Below are 17,018 nucleotides of genomic sequence, written 5' to 3' on the forward strand. Positions count from 1 at the left end.
TCAAATGAGGAATGACAAACCAAAAGAACTGTCTTATAATGGACCCTATATCATGAAATTAAAGAAGGAGGAAAACGAATGGATAAAATCAGAAAACAGATCCTGCTCACCCTTGAGACAAACAGCAGGATCGATCTGAAGGAGCTGGCTGTACTTCTCGGAACCGACGAAGTCACTATCGCAAACGAAGTGGCAGCCATGGAAAAAGAACATATCATATGCGGATATCACACGCTGATCGACTGGGACAAGGCAGGAGTGGAGCTTGTCAACGCCCTCATCGAAGTGCGTGTCACCCCGCAGAGGGATCAGGGATTTGACAAGATCGCCGAGCGCATCTACAACTATCCCGAGGTGTCCGCCACATATCTGATCTCCGGCGGCTATGACCTGCTTGTCACCATCGAAGGACGAACTCTGCAGGAAATTTCCCGCTTTGTCTCCAGCAAGTTGTCTCCTATCGACGAGGTGGTCAGCACAGCCACCTATTTTATTCTGAAAAAATATAAAGACCACGGAACAATCCTGGCCAATAAAACAAAAGGAGAAAGGATGCTGATTACACCATGACAAGAAACCCACTCTCAAAAAAAGCAGTCTCCCTGGCCCCCTCGGGCATCCGGAAATTCTTTGACATCGTAAGCGAGATGGAGGACGCCATCTCCCTGGGTGTGGGGGAACCGGATTTTGACACCCCCTGGCGTGTCCGCGAGGAAGGAATCTACTCTCTGGAGAGGGGCCGCACTTTCTATACATCCAACGCAGGTCTGAAGGAGCTGAAGATCGAGATCAGCCGCTACCTGGAACGGACCATCCACGTCACCTACAACCATGCCAGCGAAGTGCTGGTGACTGTAGGCGGCAGCGAGGCCATCGACCTGGCTTTCCGCGCCATGCTGGATTCCGGAGATGAAGTGCTCATCCCCCAGCCCAGCTATGTGTCCTACCTGCCCTGCGCCGTGCTGGCAGACGGCGTCCCGGTGACCATACCGCTGAAGCATGAAAATGCCTTCAGACTGACCCGAGAGGAACTGGAGGCCGCCATCACTCCCAGGACAAAGATCCTTGTGCTTCCGTTTCCAAATAACCCCACCGGGTCGGTCATGACAAAGGAAGATCTGGAACCCATCGCAGAGGTAGTCAAAGAGCACGATCTCTACGTAGTCTCCGATGAGATTTACTCTGAGCTTACCTACAGCGGACAGCACTGCTCCATCGCTTCCCTTCCGGGCATGCGGGAGCGGACTCTTGTCATCAATGGTTTCTCCAAGGGCTTTGCCATGACAGGCTGGCGTCTGGGCTACGTCTGCGGACCTGCCCCCATTGTGGAACAGATGACAAAGATCCATCAGTACGCCATCATGTGCGCTCCCACCACAAGCCAGTATGCCGCTGTGGAGGCCCTTCGCAACTGCGGAAAAGACGTGGAGAACATGCGGGAGTCCTACAACCAGAGACGCCGGTTCCTTATGAACGAATTCCGGAAAATGGGCCTTCAGTGCTTTGAGCCCTTCGGCGCCTTCTACGCCTTCCCCTCCATCCAGGAGTTCGGCATGACTTCCGAGGAATTCGCCACCCGGCTCCTCCAGGAAGAGAAAGTAGCTGTGGTACCCGGGACAGCCTTTGGGGACTGCGGCGAAGGGTTCTTGCGTATCTCCTACGCCTACTCTCTTGAAGACTTAAAAGAAGCCATCGGACGGCTGGAGAAGTTCGTCAGACGGCTGAGAGGATAAAATCATTTTTATAACATTTACAAGTAGAATTGTATAAAATCGCTCCATAAACAACGCAAGGCCAGCCTGTTACAGCCAGCCTTGAAAAAATATTTTATCCACTTATTTATTTCTGTTCTTTTTCACAGACATGCGGAACAGGATCAGGCCTGCCACAAACACCACCGCCAGCACAGACACGCCCAGGTTTGTGCTGCCTGTAAGCTGGGATACCACTCCCACAAGCGTAGTACCGATAAAGGACGCGCCCTTGCCGCAGATATCCAGAAGTCCGAAGTACTCCCCGGATTTCTCCGGCGGGATCAGCTTGGCAAAGTGAGATCTTGAGAGCGCCTGTATGCCTCCCTGAAACAGTCCCACGCAGACCGCCAGTATCCAGAACTGAAACTGGCTCTCCATAAACATGGCAAAGATGGCAATGCCGGTGTAAGCCAGGATACAGACAGTGATCAGATTGGCAGATGGATATTTCTTTGTCAGTTTTCCGAAGATGATGGCAGACGGGAAGGCCACGATCTGGGTCACCAGCAGGGCCAGGAGAAGTCCTGTCGTGTCCAGTCCCAGGGCGGTGCCGTAGGCTGTCGCCATGTCAATGATGGTGTACACACCGTCTATATAAAAGAAGTAAGCCACAAGGAAGATCAGAATCTTTCTGTCTTTCATCAGCTCCTTCAGCGTCCGCCACAGCCTGCCAAAGCTCTCTCTGACCATGCCCGGTTCTTTCTCCACATAGTGGATCTGACGGTACTTACGCAGAAGCGGTGTTGAGGACAGGAACCACCACACGGCCACAATGAGGAAGGAGATCCCCATAGCTGCCTGCATAGAAAGTCCCAGGCTCCCTGCCCCCAGCACCACGCCCAGGCTCACAATAAACGGGATGCAGCTTCCTATGTATCCCCAGGCGTACCCCTGGGATGAGATATCATCCAGGCGTTCCGGCTCCGTCACATCGTGAAGCATGGAATCGTAGAACACAAGGCTGGAAGAATAGCCGATCTTTGCGATGACAAAAATGATCAGGAAGGCAAGCCATGTGGATGCAAATCCCATGGCCACGCATCCGATCACTCCCACCAGAAGCGTGACAAGAAAAACCGGTTTCTTGTAATTCTTCGTGTCAGCCACGGCGCCGAATACCGGCCCGATAAAGGCAACCGCAAGTGTAGCCACGGAGGCAGCGTACCCCCAGTAGGCCAGATAGGTCACAGAAGAAAGCCCGGCCTCCTCTGCCAGATAGTTAAAGTAGATGGGAATGATGGTGGACACAAGCAGGGTGAAGGCAGAGTTGCCTACATCGTACAGGATCCACGCTCTTTCCAGCGAAGTATATTTTTTCATATTCCTTTCTCTCCTTTTTCCAGGCGGCCGCCTCTGTCCGGCTGCAGGCCGCAAAATCACATCTCTACAAGTATACCCCCGGTTTGTCAATTTGCAAACAGAAAAAAGTAAAGTTCCTGTAAAGTATTTCTATTTTCCGCCCTGTATGTTATAATAAATAAAATTTACGTACTGATTGTAAAGGGTGACACCTGAGCAAAAAGGCGCATTTACAAATGGACAAGCGGGAGTATTTTATACTTTTTTAGTCTGCGCCTCGGCGCAGACTTTTTTTGTTCCCGGACCCAGTCCCGGAAATGGTCTGCCTGATGCCGGGACAAGTAAGGACAGGCCGCTGACAGGGAGGACATATGGGCACAGAAGAGCTGATTCGCAAACTGCACAGAGACCAGACACTCTCAGAGGAAGAGTGGATACAAGTTATCGACGGCCGCACCCCGAAGGCGGCAGAGTACCTTTTTCGCCTCGCCCGCCAGGTGCGGCATGCATACTACGGAAGGGATGTCTATATCCGGGGGCTGATCGAGTTCACCAACTTCTGCCGGAATGACTGTTTCTACTGCGGTATCCGCAGGAGCAATCCCCACGTCCGCCGCTACCGGCTTACGGAGGATGAGATCCTGGACTGCTGCCGCCAGAGCTATGGGCTGGGCATGCGCACATTTGTGCTCCAGGGCGGGGAGGACAGTTTCTTCACGAACCAGCGGCTGACCGGCCTGATCCGCCAGATCAAAGCCGCCTTTCCCGACTGTGCCCTGACCCTCTCTGTGGGGGAAAGGAGCCGCGCTTCCTACCAGGCCTTTCTTGATGCCGGGGCAGACCGGTATCTTTTGCGCCACGAGACCTTCAATGCCGGCCACTACGCAAAGCTCCACCCTGCGCAGATGAGCGCCGCCCACAGGCAGGCCTGCCTCTTTGACCTGAAGTCCATCGGCTTCCAGACAGGAGCCGGGTTTATGGTTGGTTCTCCTTTTCAGGAGACGAGGCACCTGGCACAGGACATGCTCTTTCTGAAGCATCTTCATCCCCACATGGTAGGCATAGGCCCCTTCATTCCCCACAGGGATACCCCCTTTGCTGGGGAAAAGGCAGGCACACTGGAGCTGACTCTGTACATGCTGGGCCTTCTGCGCCTCATGCTGCCGGACGTTCTTCTCCCTGCCACCACAGCCCTTGGCTCCATCTGTGACAACGGGCGGGAGCTGGGCATCCTTGCCGGGGCCAATGTAGTCATGCCAAACCTCTCCCCCAGATGCCACAGAAAGGACTACTCACTCTACAACAACAAGCTGGACACAGGGGCCGAGTCAGCGGAGGGGCTTTCGGAACTTGCCAGGCGCATGGAACAGATCGGTTACCGCATAGCAGTCCACAGGGGCGACTGGCGTCCCTGCCCTGATCAGGCGTAAATATACGGCCTTCCCGGACAGGGAGGGACTTACCCCAAGGAGGATGAAAAAAATGTATGATGTAAATTCCAAACACCCGGACGACTTTATCAACCACCAGGAGATCCTGGAGACGCTTGCCTTTGCGGAGGAGAACAGGCACAACGAGGTCCTGATCACGGAGATCATCGAGAAAGCCAAAAAGAGAAAAGGTCTCTCCCACAGGGAGGCCGCTGTTCTTCTGGACTGCGACATTGAGGAGAAGAACCAGGAAATCTACCGGCTGGCAGAGCAGATCAAGAAAGACTTCTACGGCAACCGCATTGTCATGTTCGCCCCTCTGTATCTGTCCAACTACTGCATCAACGGCTGCACCTACTGTCCTTACCACAGCAAGAACAAACATATTGCCAGAAAGCAGCTCTCCCAGGAGGAGATCAAAAGAGAGGTCATCGCCCTCCAGGACATGGGCCACAAGCGCCTGGCCCTGGAAGCGGGGGAGGACCCGGTCCACAATACTATGGACTACTACCTGGACAGTATCAACACCATCTACAGCATCAAACATAAAAACGGCGCCATCCGCAGGGTCAACATCAATATTGCCGCCACCACCGTGGACAACTACCGGCTTCTCAAGGAGGCAGGCATCGGCACCTACATTCTCTTCCAGGAGACCTACCACAAAGAGAGTTATCTCCAGCTCCACCCCACAGGGCCCAAGCACGACTATGACTACCACACGACGGCCATGGACCGCGCCATGGAAGGAGGGATCGACGATGTGGGCATCGGCGTCCTCTTCGGTCTGGACAAATACCGCTACGAGTTCACCGGCCTTCTCATGCACGCCGAGCACCTGGAGGCCGCCTTCGGCGTAGGCCCCCACACCATCAGTGTACCTCGCCTTCGTGACGCCGATGACATCGACTCCAGCTCCTTTACAAACGGCATCGACGACGACACTTTCGCCAAGCTGGTGGCCTGTATCCGCATCGCTGTCCCCTACACCGGCATGATCATCTCCACCAGGGAGAGCCAGAAGTGCAGGGAGCGGGTGCTCCACCTTGGCATCTCACAGATCAGCGGCGGCTCCCGCACAAGCGTGGGCGGCTACTGCGAGCCGGAGCCGGAGGATGCCCGCTCTGAACAGTTTGACGTGATAGATAACCGCACACTGGACGAAGTGGTGCGCTGGCTCATGGAGATGGACTACATCCCCAGCTTCTGCACCGCCTGCTACCGCGAGGGACGCACCGGCGACCGTTTCATGTCCCTGTGCAAGAGCGGCCAGATCCAGAACTGCTGCCACCCCAACGCCCTTATGACGCTGGAGGAGTATCTGATGGACTACGCCTCCCCGGAGACAAAGGCCATCGGCGACCGCCTCATTGACCGTGAGATCCTGAATGTTCCCAATCCGAAAGCCAGGGCTGTTGTGGAGGAAAATCTGCGCCTTATCCGCGAGAACAACCGGCGTGATTTCCGTTTCTAGGATACACAGCCCCGCACACTTTGCAAACACAAAATATCTCCAGAAGAACAGGAGGACTCTATGAGTTTGAACAACACGCCCGCCGCCGAGCGGGTCCACATCGGCATCTTCGGGCGGCGAAACGCCGGGAAATCCAGCCTCATCAACGCCCTCACCTCCCAGAACCTTGCCATCGTCTCCGATGTAAAAGGCACCACCACCGACCCGGTGGCCAAATCCATGGAACTGCTGCCTTTAGGCCCGGTGGTCCTCATCGACACCCCGGGCCTGGACGACACAGGAGATCTGGGCGCGCTGCGGGTGCAGAAGGCCCACCAGACACTGAACAAGACCGATATCGCCATCCTCGTGGTAGACGCCTCTTCCGGCGTCACAGCGGAGGATCAAAGGATCCTATCCAGGATCAGAGAGAAACAGATTCCCTGCCTTGTGGCGGTGAATAAATCTGATCTTGACAGCGCAGGGGAAATCCCAAAGCTCCCGGACAGCAGCGCCATAGAAGTGCTGCCGGTCAGCGCAAAGACCGGCCAGGGTATAGAAAAGCTGAAGGAGCGGATTGCTGCCCTGGCTCCGAAGGAGGAGGAGAACCGCCGCATTGTGGGGGATCTTCTCTCCCCCGGGGATCTTGTCTGTCTCGTCATCCCCATCGACAAGGCCGCCCCCAAGGGAAGGCTCATCCTTCCCCAGCAGCAGACCATACGAGATATCCTGGACACAGGCGCTCTGGCTCTTGCCGTCCGGGATACAGAGCTGAAGGCCGTTCTGGAAGGCCAGGACGGCAGACCGGGGTTCCATCCGGCCCTGGTCATCACCGACAGCCAGGCCTTCGCCAGTGTGGCCTCCATAGTGCCGCCCCAGATCCCTCTGACTTCTTTCTCCATCCTCTTTGCCCGCTACAAGGGCAGTTTAAAAGCCCTGGCAGAAGGCGCCAGAGCTCTGGATACACTGAAAAAAGGGGATCATATACTGGTCAGCGAAGGCTGCACTCACCACCGGCAGTGCGGGGACATCGGCACAGTCAAGCTTCCCGCCCTGATCCGAAGACACACAGGTCTTGCCGCGCCGGAAGATCTTCGTTTCTCCTTCACAAGCGGCACAGAATTCCCGGAGGATCTGTCCGGATACCGGATGGTCATCCACTGCGGCGGCTGCATGCTGAATGAGCGGGAAATGAAGTTCCGAATGGCGTGCGCCAGGGACGCCGGCGTTCCCATGACAAACTATGGCACTGCCATCGCCCACATGAACGGGATCCTGGAGCGAAGCCTTGCCCCCTTCGCCGGCCTGTGCCCCTTTTCCATACGGACTGCTGCCAAGGACCCATAAACAACGAAAACTAATATGGCATCATATACCTCATCATGGCGCCAAAAGACGCGATGCACATGATCACGCCGATCACAAGAATGTAGGCGCTGACTCCCAGAAGGGCGAGCAGCGTCTTTTTCTTTTCCCGTGGGAACAGCCCCTTTTCATAGCCCGGCTGGCCCCTGTGGATCAGATAATTGCCGACGTAGATCAGGAAGGGAGCGCCGCAGGCGTATATCATATACACTGCCACAGAGAAAAGCGGCAGGTGACTCGACATCGCAGTCTGCACAGCCTCCATCTCCCCTGCTCCTCCCTGTTCCGGCAGAAAACTCAGAAGCCCCAGAAGCAGCACCGGCACAGCATTATTGACAAAGTGGAACAACATGCTGTAGAACAGATTGTCTGTCTCCACCAGCAGATAGCCCAGAGCCACTCCCAGGATGGCGGTGGGGATGAACCTCCAGATGCTGCCGTGAAATGCGCCGAACACAGCGGCCACGATCAGGATCCCTGCCCATTTGCTCTTCATCCCCCGCAGGCAGGCCAAAAACCCGCCCCGGAACGCCATCTCCTCACAGATAGCTGGTGTCAGCGCCACCAGGAACAAAGAGAGCAGCACCGGCACACTCACCACGATATCCTGCACGCCCTGGCTGGCTCCCAGCACTTCCTCCGGAAAGAAGTAGGAGACAAGCATCGTCACGGCCATGGCCGCAAGAAAGGTCCCAAGCCACAGGATCAGCGTGCCCGCCACCTTTGACGCCCGGGGCCACTTAAAGGGGAATACTCTCTTCAGATCCGCCCGGAACAGAGCTGCCAGCAGGACCGCCAGCACCGCAAGAATGATCTCGTGGAGCAGTGTGCCCCACACTCCGAACCACATGCCCAAAAAGCCGCTCAGCACAAAAATATCCAGGGCAAATGCCAGTACAAACACAACAGCCATCCAGGGCTTTAAATTCTTTCTTTCCATTTGAACAACCTTCTTCTTTCTTCTGGGATAAGATTTCTTACTGTCTGTCAGGATCCGGGAAACAATATATGAAAAAGCATAAAGAGCATGACAATGATAACAAGGACCTTGCACACCAGCGCCCCGGTCCCGTACTCGTCAAACACCCGGTTCTCCTCAAAGATTCCCGGATCCGCCACCTCCGCCTCCAGAAAGTAATATCGGCGATATCTGGTTCTGTGATGACTGTCCTCATAGGGAGAACTTTTCATGATCACATTGACAATACGGCCCCGGGACACATTCCCCGCCGCCTTGATCTCCTCCCTCTGCCTGCGGTAAAACAGGGCCCGCCGGACTGTCTGCACAGCGGTAAAAAGCGGGATGAGACCTGCTGCCAGAAAGAGCATATAGCTGCTCTGAAAGCCGCTGGTCAGAATCCCCCGCAGCAATCCTGCATACCAGATCAGCAGAAAGAGTGCGCTGTAGAGCACTCCCGTCATTTCCTCCTGGGCCGGTCGGATCTTCCTTTTAAACATTGTCTTCCCTCCCTGTATGCATAGAAACGTGTGAACAGTTTTTATTATGTATACAACTTTCTCTAATATAGCATCTCGCGCAGAAGATGTCAAGGAACCCTGCCTGCTAAAACCTGCTGCCAATCCAAACGAAGCTGGTGTAAAAAAGCGACATCTGTGTTATCATATGTGTGGGTCATATCCGACTCTCTTCAGAAGATAAAATCCCAAAGGAGAAACCTATGTATACATTCATCATAAACCCGGCTTCCCGGTCCGGCCTGGGGCAGCAGGTATGGGAAACGCTGGAACCAGTGCTCAAAGAGCGGGGCATTTCCTATCAGGTCCATATGACCGGATACCAGCGTCACGCCACCCGGCTGGCAAGAGAGATCACAGGGGACAAAGGAGAACACACCCTGGTGGTCCTGGGAGGGGACGGCACGGTCAACGAAGTCATAAATGGGATCGAGGATCTGTCCCGGATTACCCTGGGCTATATCCCCGTGGGATCCGGCAACGACTTTGCCAGATTCTTCCGCCTTCCCCCGGATCCCGGGGCCGCCCTTGACCTGATCCTCTCCCCACCCGGCTTTGCCCACATGGATGTGGGCCGCATCGCGTACCGGGATCACACCAAGCGGTTTGCTGTCAGCACAGGCCTTGGGTTTGACGCAGCCATCTGCCACCAGGCTGTCATATCTAAATTAAAGCCTCTGCTCAACAAGCTGCACCTGGGAAAGCTCACCTACGCCCTTATCGCCCTGGACAGGCTGCATTTTCTGAGGCCTGCCCGCCTGCGGGTGACACTGGATGAAGGTCCCTCCCTCTCCTTTACAAATGTCCTGTTCGCCACAGTCATGAACCATCCTTTCGAGGGCGGCGGCTTCAAGTTCTGCCCGGAGGCAGATCCCTGTGACGGCAGACTGAATGTACTGGTGGCGTCCGGCATCTCCCGGCCGAGGGCTCTTTGTCTTCTGCCCCTGGCACTAAATGGGGCGCACACAAAGGCACGGGGGATCTGCCTGCGCTCCTGCAGGCGCGTCCTGATCGAGAGCGACATGCCCCTCCCCGTGCACACCGACGGGGAGCCCCTCTTCCTGCAGCGGCAGATGGAGGTGTCTTTGGAAGAGGAAAAGCTCCGGGTCATCGTCCCTGCCGGCGACGGGAAACATATACATAAGAAAGGATGGTAATGTCTATGCGTATTCTGCTTTTTGCTGCCGTCATACTGGCGGTCGTGGCAGCCCTGTATCTCTTCTCCATCTCGCCCCGGCGCTCCCGGCTCCGGGAGATGCGGAAATTCAGGGCGACCAAATTTGCCCACAGGGGATACCACTGCGCCGCCAAACGGATACCTGAGAACTCCCTGGCCGCCTTCCAGGCTGCCCTGGACTGCCGCTATGGCATTGAGCTGGATGTGCACCTGACAAAAGACGGGCAGGTGGCTGTCTTCCACGACGACACACTGGAGAGGGTGTGCGGGGTGCCCGGCTCTGTAGAGTCCCACACTTACAATGAACTGAAGAAGCTCTTTCTTCTGCACACCACCGAGCGGATCCCTCTCCTTGCGGATGTCCTTTCCTGTGTCAATGGAAAAGTCCCTCTTCTCATTGAGCTGAAACTGCCCGGCAGATCACTGAAGCTGTGTGAGAAGACTTATGAGCTGCTGAAAAACTACAAAGGCCCCTGCCTGATCCAGTCTTTCAACACGCTGGGGTTGCGGTGGTTCCGTCTCCACGCGCCCCACATCCTGCGGGGGCAGCTGTCTTCCAACCTGACAGCGGACGACGACACAGCGCCCTACATCCTTCGGTTTTTTGTCAAGCACATGCTGTCCAACTTTCTGGGCAGGCCGGACTTTATCTCCTACAAGCTGAAAGACCTTCCGGAGCCGGGTGTCTGGCTGTGCCGGGTCCTCTTCCGCACCCCGGTTGCTGTGTGGACGCTGAACTCTGAACACGCCATGCGAAGAGGCATGGCAGGCTATGAAATGCAGATTTTTGAAAAAGAGTCTGAATTTTATTAAGAAACCGTGAACCGCCTTGTTGAATATTTTTTTTCGTGTTATAATCCGATTGAACTAAAAATATATCTTTTATATGGAGATTTTGCACCATATCGGAAGGACGTATCTATATGTTTGAAAAGGCAAAAAACCTCATTAAAAAGTATCGTCACGCATGGGTGCTGCTGTACGTTTTTATTTATCTGCCCTGGTTTGTCTACCTTGAAAAAGCCGTACAGCACGATTACTACCTGATCCACTCCCCTCTGGATGATTACATTCCTTTTGTGGAGTTTTTTATCGTGCCGTACTTTTTATGGTTTATATTTATTGCAGTGACTATGGCCTACTTCTTCTTTACGGACAGGAAGGGCTTCTACAAACTGTGCGCGTTCATGTTCACAGGAATGACCATATTCCTGATCATATGCACGATTTTCCCAAACGGGCTGGATCTGCGGCCAACGGTCTTCCCGCGGGATAATATTTTTACAGATGCAGTAAAATGGCTTTACCAGACAGACACATCCACAAATGTACTGCCAAGTATCCACGTGTTCAACTCCCTGGCCGCCGCATTTGCCATCGGCCACAGCCACGCGTTGAAAAAGAAGAAGTGGGTACAGCCGGCAGCCTATGTGCTGGCCACTCTGATCATTCTGTCCACCATGTTCCTGAAGCAGCATTCAGTGACAGATGTATTTGCAGCCATGGTCATGGCGGGAGTCATTTATCCGTTTGTGTATGTACCTTCATCCAGAAAGGCGCCCAGCCTTTCCCACCAACCGGTGTGATCACGATACAAAGGGTCTGATACCTTTGCCATAAATGTATACTTTAAGGAGGAAAAATTATGTATGCAGAATTTACAGATAATCTGGTAACAGGAAATGAGATGATCGACTCTCAGCACAAAGAGCTCATCGAGAAGATCAACGCAGTCATGGAGAGCTGCGAGCAGAGCAATGACAAGTCCGTGGCTGTCAAGACGCTGGACTATCTGGAGGACTACACAAACTACCACTTCTCCGCTGAGGAGCAGCTCCAGAGGGAGATCGACTACCCTGGCTTCCAGAAGCATAAAGAGCAGCATGAGATCTTTAAGCAGACCATCGCTGACCTGCAGGATATGCTGCAGGAGGAGGAAGGACCTTCACCGGCTTTCGTTGCAAAGGTGCAGGAGAAAGTCATCGAGTGGCTCTATGTCCACATCCAGGGATTCGACCGTTCTGTGGCTGAGTACAAGTTCATGCGCGAGAACAACGAGCGCCTGTAAAGAGGATCAGGGTTCCTACACACTGGAAATCCAATAAAAAGTAAGCAAATAGCTTCCGCAGGACAAAGCGGAAGCTATTTTTTATGTTTTTCTTTTATTTGTCTCTGTATTTTTCATTTCCGAGCCGTATCTTCAGATACTCGGCATACTTTTCAAACGCTGATGGGATCGCGTACTCCTCCTCCGCGGTCTTGGGATGGATGAAGATCATCTCATCCCGGCAGGATTTCTCCAGCTCATCCACCTGCACCAGATACCCGATCATGTCCCACTCCACATGGCTGAAGATATGTCTGGCTTCCCCCAGCTCTTTTACCCGGACAGGGGCCAGACCTATCCCCTTGCTGTAGGCAACCGCCTCCTCCATAGTCAGGTGTCCCTCTGTATTGGGGAGCTCATAAAGGCCCGCCAGGAGTCCCTTTGCCGGGCGCTTGCGGATGGCCGCTGCCTCGCCGTCCCGGAAGATGAATACGGTCTTTTTCTCCACCCGCCTCTTCTTCGCCTTGGTCCGCACCGGCAGCTCTCCCTGGGTGCCCTCCCTCTTTGCCCTGCAAAGGCCGGCCAGTGGGCACTGGCTGCACTTTGGCTCCCCGCCGGGCAGACACACAAGGGCTCCCAGCTCAATGAGCCCCTGGTCAAAGTCGCTGGCCGCCTCCGGCGGGATCACCTCCAGAAGCTCCTCCTCCGTCTTCCTGCGCACAGAGGCCTTCATAATATCCTCCCTGCTCCCCAGAAGGCGGGAGATCACCCGAAGTACATTTCCGTCCACCGCGGGCCTTGGAAGCCCGTATGCAAAGGCGCTGACTGCCCCCGCTGTGTAGCTTCCGATCCCGGCAAGGGAGAGAATATCCTCGTATCGGTCCGGGAACACGCCCCCGTACTCCTCCATGATCTGCCGGGCTGCTTTTTGCATGTTCCGCACCCGGTTGTAGTAGCCCAGGCCCTCCCACAGTTTCAGCAGCACATCTTCCGGTGCCTCTGCCAGTGCCTTCACGTCCGGCAGAGCAGCAAGGAAGCGCTGGTAGTATGGTTTGACTGCCTCCACCCGGGTCTGCTGCAGCATGATCTCAGACACCCACACGCGGTAGGCGTCCGGGTTCTCCCTCCAGGGAAGATCCCTTTTATTTTCCCGGTACCAGTGGATCAGGGGCCTGCGGATCTCATAGAGGGTCCTCTCCCCCAGCACCACAGGCACCTCTCTTTGGATCGAGATGCTGCTGCTCTCCACATGGCAGTCCCATGCCGTCACTTTCACACCTGCCGCAGCCGCCCTCTTGAGAGCCTCTCCAAAGGCGGGGTGGGTATCTGTGTTGGGAGTAAAAAAGTCCACTCCCTCCATCTGCACCACAAAAAAGGCCACCGCCTCATACCCTTTTTTCACAGCAGCGGCCAGCTCCTCCACATGCTTCACAGCCCGTTCGCTGGGGGCATCCGGAAACCGCACCACACCGTCTTCTTCCAGAGTGACCCCCTTCACTTCTATGAGGACTTTCCTCTCCCCCGCCTCCGCGTAGAGGTCGATCCTGGAATTTCCAAAAGTGAACTCCGGCTTCAGGTACGTCACCCCGGGCAGAAAGGCGCGCCCTTCCTCCGTCTCCTCCAGCCATTCCCGCACAAGTGCGTTGGGGATCTGGGAGTCCATGTTGATCAGGCGCCGGCCCTTCCACACAGCAATGAGATCCCATTTTGTCTTCCTTTCCGGATTATCTGACTTCTGCACATAGACTCTGGCTCCGGGCACCAGCAGTTCTGCACATCTGCCCGTATTTTTCACATGGACGGTCTCCCTGCTGCCGTCAATCTCTATATATGCTATAAAACGGTTGGGTCTCTCCAGGAAGATCCCCTCGTATATCCTATCGTACTTCATGTTTGTCTCCTGTCTCTTCATCTGCTGCCATTTCAAATCCCCATCTCACCCAGAAATGCCGGCAGCTCACGGAGGCTTTCAAGCTCTCCGTCTATAAGCCCTGCAAGCTCTTTATCCGCCCCTGTCAAGTCCGGCACCATCACCACATGGCAGCCTGCTCCCCGGGCTGAACGGATCCCATTGGGAGCGTCCTCCACAGCCAGGCACTCCTCTGGCTTACATCCGGTCACCTGGCAGGCATACTCGTATACATCCGGGTAGGGTTTTCCCCTCTCCACCATCGTGGCGCAGACCAGCCTGTCAAAATATCCGATGATCCCGGTGCTGGTCAGGTACTGACGGGTCCTCTCCTCGTCTGTGGCCGTCACAACGGCCAGCAGATAGCCCGCCTCCTTCAGCTTCTCTAATGTCTCCTCCACAAAAGGCTTCTTCTCAATGCCGTTCTCCTCCAGATGGCGGCTCATCAGCTCCTTCCGGCGCTCCCTGATCTCCCAGTAGTCCGCCTCCCGGCCAAAGCGCTCCGCAAACCACTGGCTTGCATAGCGGCTGGCAAAACTCCGCAGCGCGCAGGAATCCTCCACTGTCATCTCCACCCCGTGCTCCCTGGCTGCCTGCCGCCAGAAGCGGGTCAGATATTTCTCTGTATCGATCAATGTGCCATCCATATCAAAAAGGACTGCTTTTATCATCTGTTTTTCTCCCCTTCCATAAGATCTATTTCATTGTCCATGTTTTTTCCCGCAATGTCAAATGATTTGTCCCCACAGCACAAAAAAACGGATATACACTCTGAGCATGTATATCCGCTGTTCTTTCGATATTAAAGTACCTTTGACAGGAATTCCTGAAGTCTCGGATCCTTCGGGTTCGTAAAGAACTCCTCAGGATCCGCCTCCTCCTTGATCTGCCCGGCATCCATAAAGATCACTCTTGTCCCCACCTCCCGGGCAAAGCCCATCTCGTGGGTGACAACAACCATAGTCATGCCGTCCTTGGCGAGCTGCTTCATCAGGTCCAGAACTTCCCCTACCATCTCCGGGTCCAGAGCTGATGTTGGCTCGTCAAAGAGCATCACGTCTGGCTCCATGGCCAGAGAGCGGACAATGGCGATACGCTGCTTCTGTCCGCCGGAGAGCTGGGACGGATAAGAATGTGCCTTCTCCTCCAGCCCTACAAGCTGCAGAAGCTCCATGGCCTGCTTCTCCGCCTCTTCCTTGCTCTTCCTGCGCACCTTGATGGGCGCCAGCGTAATATTCTCCAGGATCGTCTTGTGAGGGAACAGATTAAAGTGCTGGAACACCATTCCCATCTTCTGACGATGCTGATCAATGTTCACCTTCTTATCCGTGATGTCCACACCTTCAAAATAAATCTTTCCGCTGGACGGAACCTCCAGGAGGTTCAGAGAACGCAGGAAGGTGGACTTGCCGGAACCGGAAGGTCCCACGACAACCACCACTTCCCCTTTGCGGATCTCTGTGGTGATACCGTTCAGTGCATGGAGGGCACCACCGAACACCTTATGTACATCTTCAACTCTGATCAGAACTTCTCCGTTAGTGATCACTGTTTCTCAGCCTCCTTTCCAGCAGGCTTACCAGCTTGCTGAATATCAGTACCACGATAAGGTAGATCAGTGCCACTGCGATGAGAGGCATGAATGCGTCGTATGTCCGGCTACGGATGATATCGCCGCCCTTTGTCAGATCCTGCAGGGCAATATAGCCGGATACAGAAGTCTCCTTCAGAAGGGAGATGAACTCATTTCCAAGTGCAGGGAGCACATTCTTGAATGCCTGAGGCATGACAATATAGATCATGGTCTGCCGGTAGTTAAAGCCAAGGCTTCTGCCCGCCTCAAACTGTCCGTTGTCGATGGACATGATACCGGACCGGAAAATCTCCGCCACATAGGCTCCCGAGTTGATACCGAAAGCCATGACTGCCACGGCTACCTTGTTTACAGTCGCGCTTGCGAATATACCGTAATAGATGAGCATAAGCTGAACAACCACCGGTGTTCCCCGGATCACTGTAAGATAAATCTGACAGATGGCATTCAGTATTTTCATTTTGCCGGTGCGGTCATGGGTAGCACGCACCATACCCACCAGAAAACCGAGAACAATACCAACGATCACGGCGCACAGTGTAATCTGTAGCGTCACAATGAGACCGTCTGTCAAATACTGCCACCGATTGTCTGTTATAAAATTGTTTATAAATTTTGACTGCAAATCCTGCAACATCTCTTACACCTTTTCTCTTTTACTCAGCGTCAGCTTCACTGTCCGCAGTGATGTATTTCGCAATGATCTCATCCAGCTCACCGGACTCTTTCAGTGTAGCCAGGGCATCGTTGATCTTATCTACCAGCTCTGTGTTATCCTTTGCTACCGCGATGGCGTAATCTTCCTCTGTAAATGCCTCGTCCAGGATCTTCAGCCCCTCGGCCTCTGCCACGAACTCTTTTGCCGGCTCGCCGTCGATGATAACCGCATCGATCTTATCCTGTGTCAGTGCCTGCACAGCTTCAAATCCCTTGTTGTACTGCTCTACTGTGGCATCCTCGATGTCTGTAGCGTAGATATCGCCTGTTGTCCCAAGCTGTACGCCGATGGTCTTTCCTGTCAGATCATCTGGGCCTGCAATCTCGCTGTCCTCTTTCACGATGATGACCTGTGTGGCGTGAGCGTAAGTGTCTGTGAAAGCCACGCTCTCCTCACGGTCCGGTGTGACAGTCATGCCTGCTGCCCCGATATCTGCTTTTCCGCTTGTAACTGCCGGGATGATAGCGTCAAACGCCATGTCTTCCACCTGCAGCTCCATGCCAAGCTCCTCGGCGATGGCAGAGGCGATGTCCACATCGATACCTACCACTTCGTCACCCTCATGGTACTCATAGGGCGGGAACTCTGCGTTTGTAGCCATGACAAGTGTGTTGTCCTCCTCTGATCCTCCCTCAGAACTTCCTCCGCAGGCTGCAAGCCCCATCGTACATGCAGCTACCAGCAGCATGCTCATTACTTTTTTCATCTTCATAATCCTTTCCCTCCAGAATATATTTTTTCACATTTAATGCATAAAGATACACGTCAGTAAATATTCTAACATGTTCCGAACAAA

Annotated in this window: 17 protein-coding genes; 9 read left to right on the forward strand and 8 right to left on the reverse strand. The window is 54.3% G+C overall.

From position 1 onward, the window contains the following. The first annotated feature begins 78 nt into the window (after positions 1-78). Both INF30_RS04470 and INF30_RS04475 read left to right on the forward strand, forming a co-directional pair. Positions 79-570 (forward strand): Lrp/AsnC family transcriptional regulator, encoded by a 492-nt coding sequence (locus INF30_RS04470; RefSeq protein ID WP_076780613.1) that lies wholly within the window; start codon positions 79-81, stop codon positions 568-570. Next, positions 567-1,733: an aminotransferase class I/II-fold pyridoxal phosphate-dependent enzyme gene (locus tag INF30_RS04475; protein ID WP_076780612.1), complete on the forward strand. Its 1,167-nt coding sequence runs from the start codon at positions 567-569 to the stop codon at positions 1,731-1,733. The genes INF30_RS04470 and INF30_RS04475 overlap by 4 nt, the downstream gene beginning before the upstream one ends. Positions 1,734-1,835: 102 nt before the next feature. On the opposite strand, the gene INF30_RS04480 is transcribed toward INF30_RS04475, so the two are convergent. Further along, a complete protein-coding gene (locus tag INF30_RS04480) occupies positions 1,836-3,074 on the reverse strand; it encodes an MFS transporter (RefSeq protein WP_226394364.1) in 1,239 nt (412 codons plus the stop codon). 350 nt (positions 3,075-3,424) lie between these two features. Between INF30_RS04480 and hydE the strand changes: the two genes are divergently transcribed. Genes hydE through hydF form a run of 3 tightly spaced genes read left to right on the forward strand, consistent with a single transcriptional unit; the run spans position 3,425 to position 7,283 of the window. Further along, positions 3,425-4,483 carry a [FeFe] hydrogenase H-cluster radical SAM maturase HydE gene (gene hydE, locus INF30_RS04485; RefSeq protein ID WP_226394365.1) on the forward strand — a complete coding sequence of 353 codons (1,059 nt, stop codon included), beginning with the start codon at positions 3,425-3,427 and terminating at the stop codon, positions 4,481-4,483. Positions 4,484-4,535: 52 nt separating this feature from the next. Then, the gene (gene hydG, locus INF30_RS04490; protein ID WP_226394366.1) at positions 4,536-5,957 is read left to right on the forward strand and encodes a [FeFe] hydrogenase H-cluster radical SAM maturase HydG; all 1,422 of its coding nucleotides are present in this window, start codon (positions 4,536-4,538) and stop codon (positions 5,955-5,957) included. A 60-nt stretch (positions 5,958-6,017) separates the two neighbouring features. Continuing rightward, positions 6,018-7,283: a [FeFe] hydrogenase H-cluster maturation GTPase HydF gene (gene hydF, locus INF30_RS04495; protein WP_226394367.1), complete on the forward strand. Its 1,266-nt coding sequence runs from the start codon at positions 6,018-6,020 to the stop codon at positions 7,281-7,283. 10 nt (positions 7,284-7,293) lie between these two features. Here the strand turns inward: hydF and INF30_RS04500 are convergent, their stop codons facing one another. Beyond that, positions 7,294-8,241: a type II CAAX endopeptidase family protein gene (locus tag INF30_RS04500; RefSeq protein ID WP_226394368.1), complete on the reverse strand. Its 948-nt coding sequence runs from the start codon at positions 8,239-8,241 to the stop codon at positions 7,294-7,296. 47 nt (positions 8,242-8,288) lie between these two features. Continuing rightward, complete coding sequence (locus INF30_RS04505; protein ID WP_226394369.1) at positions 8,289-8,759, reverse strand: hypothetical protein; 471 nt, start codon at positions 8,757-8,759, stop codon at positions 8,289-8,291. A 221-nt stretch (positions 8,760-8,980) separates the two neighbouring features. On the opposite strand from INF30_RS04505, the gene INF30_RS04510 reads away from it, so the two are divergent. The 4 genes from INF30_RS04510 (at position 8,981) to INF30_RS04525 (ending at position 12,022) form a co-directional block, all read left to right on the forward strand. Next, positions 8,981-9,934 carry a diacylglycerol/lipid kinase family protein gene (locus tag INF30_RS04510; protein ID WP_226394370.1) on the forward strand — a complete coding sequence of 318 codons (954 nt, stop codon included), beginning with the start codon at positions 8,981-8,983 and terminating at the stop codon, positions 9,932-9,934. A gap of 5 nt (positions 9,935-9,939) precedes the next feature. Next, complete coding sequence (locus INF30_RS04515) at positions 9,940-10,767, forward strand: glycerophosphodiester phosphodiesterase (RefSeq protein ID WP_226394371.1); 828 nt, start codon at positions 9,940-9,942, stop codon at positions 10,765-10,767. 110 nt (positions 10,768-10,877) lie between these two features. Further along, on the forward strand, positions 10,878-11,540 hold the full coding sequence (locus INF30_RS04520; RefSeq protein WP_076780601.1) for a phosphatase PAP2 family protein: 663 nt from the start codon (positions 10,878-10,880) through the stop codon (positions 11,538-11,540). A 59-nt stretch (positions 11,541-11,599) separates the two neighbouring features. Continuing rightward, entirely contained in the window at positions 11,600-12,022 is a 423-nt protein-coding gene (locus tag INF30_RS04525; RefSeq protein ID WP_226394372.1) for a bacteriohemerythrin, read from the forward strand. A 94-nt stretch (positions 12,023-12,116) separates the two neighbouring features. Here the strand turns inward: INF30_RS04525 and mutY are convergent, their stop codons facing one another. The 5 genes from mutY to INF30_RS04550 form a co-directional block, all read right to left on the reverse strand. Next, the gene (mutY, locus tag INF30_RS04530; RefSeq protein WP_226394373.1) at positions 12,117-13,892 is read right to left on the reverse strand and encodes an A/G-specific adenine glycosylase; all 1,776 of its coding nucleotides are present in this window, start codon (positions 13,890-13,892) and stop codon (positions 12,117-12,119) included. A gap of 32 nt (positions 13,893-13,924) precedes the next feature. After that, positions 13,925-14,581, reverse strand: coding sequence for an HAD family hydrolase (locus INF30_RS04535; RefSeq protein ID WP_226394374.1), 657 nt, complete (start codon positions 14,579-14,581; stop codon positions 13,925-13,927). 131 nt (positions 14,582-14,712) lie between these two features. Beyond that, positions 14,713-15,459, reverse strand: coding sequence for an amino acid ABC transporter ATP-binding protein (locus tag INF30_RS04540; RefSeq protein ID WP_311135999.1), 747 nt, complete (start codon positions 15,457-15,459; stop codon positions 14,713-14,715). After that, positions 15,449-16,141, reverse strand: a complete 693-nt coding sequence (locus INF30_RS04545) for an amino acid ABC transporter permease (RefSeq protein ID WP_226394375.1) — start codon at positions 16,139-16,141, stop codon at positions 15,449-15,451. The genes INF30_RS04540 and INF30_RS04545 overlap by 11 nt, the downstream gene beginning before the upstream one ends. A 19-nt stretch (positions 16,142-16,160) precedes the next feature. Further along, positions 16,161-16,934, reverse strand: coding sequence for a basic amino acid ABC transporter substrate-binding protein (locus INF30_RS04550; RefSeq protein WP_226394376.1), 774 nt, complete (start codon positions 16,932-16,934; stop codon positions 16,161-16,163). Positions 16,935-17,018 lie beyond the last annotated feature (84 nt).

It is taken from the genome of Claveliimonas monacensis, from assembly GCF_014982975.1.
GTDB classification, from domain to species: Bacteria; Bacillota; Clostridia; order Lachnospirales; family Lachnospiraceae; genus Claveliimonas; species Claveliimonas monacensis.

Coding starts and splice junctions, on each gene's coding strand:
- INF30_RS04475 (WP_076780612.1), top strand. CDS start 567: ATGACAAGAAACCCACTCTCAAAAAAAGCAGTCTCCCTGGCCCCCTCG.
- INF30_RS04535 (WP_226394374.1), bottom strand. CDS start 14,581: ATGATAAAAGCAGTCCTTTTTGATATGGATGGCACATTGATCGATACA.
- INF30_RS04500 (WP_226394368.1), bottom strand. CDS start 8,241: ATGGAAAGAAAGAATTTAAAGCCCTGGATGGCTGTTGTGTTTGTACTG.
- INF30_RS04505 (WP_226394369.1), bottom strand. CDS start 8,759: ATGTTTAAAAGGAAGATCCGACCGGCCCAGGAGGAAATGACGGGAGTG.
- INF30_RS04550 (WP_226394376.1), bottom strand. CDS start 16,934: ATGAAGATGAAAAAAGTAATGAGCATGCTGCTGGTAGCTGCATGTACG.
- INF30_RS04545 (WP_226394375.1), bottom strand. CDS start 16,141: ATGTTGCAGGATTTGCAGTCAAAATTTATAAACAATTTTATAACAGAC.
- INF30_RS04525 (WP_226394372.1), top strand. CDS start 11,600: ATGTATGCAGAATTTACAGATAATCTGGTAACAGGAAATGAGATGATC.
- INF30_RS04470 (WP_076780613.1), top strand. CDS start 79: ATGGATAAAATCAGAAAACAGATCCTGCTCACCCTTGAGACAAACAGC.
- hydE (WP_226394365.1), top strand. CDS start 3,425: ATGGGCACAGAAGAGCTGATTCGCAAACTGCACAGAGACCAGACACTC.
- mutY (WP_226394373.1), bottom strand. CDS start 13,892: ATGAAGTACGATAGGATATACGAGGGGATCTTCCTGGAGAGACCCAAC.
- INF30_RS04515 (WP_226394371.1), top strand. CDS start 9,940: ATGCGTATTCTGCTTTTTGCTGCCGTCATACTGGCGGTCGTGGCAGCC.
- hydG (WP_226394366.1), top strand. CDS start 4,536: ATGTATGATGTAAATTCCAAACACCCGGACGACTTTATCAACCACCAG.
- INF30_RS04510 (WP_226394370.1), top strand. CDS start 8,981: ATGTATACATTCATCATAAACCCGGCTTCCCGGTCCGGCCTGGGGCAG.
- INF30_RS04520 (WP_076780601.1), top strand. CDS start 10,878: ATGTTTGAAAAGGCAAAAAACCTCATTAAAAAGTATCGTCACGCATGG.
- hydF (WP_226394367.1), top strand. CDS start 6,018: ATGAGTTTGAACAACACGCCCGCCGCCGAGCGGGTCCACATCGGCATC.
- INF30_RS04480 (WP_226394364.1), bottom strand. CDS start 3,074: ATGAAAAAATATACTTCGCTGGAAAGAGCGTGGATCCTGTACGATGTA.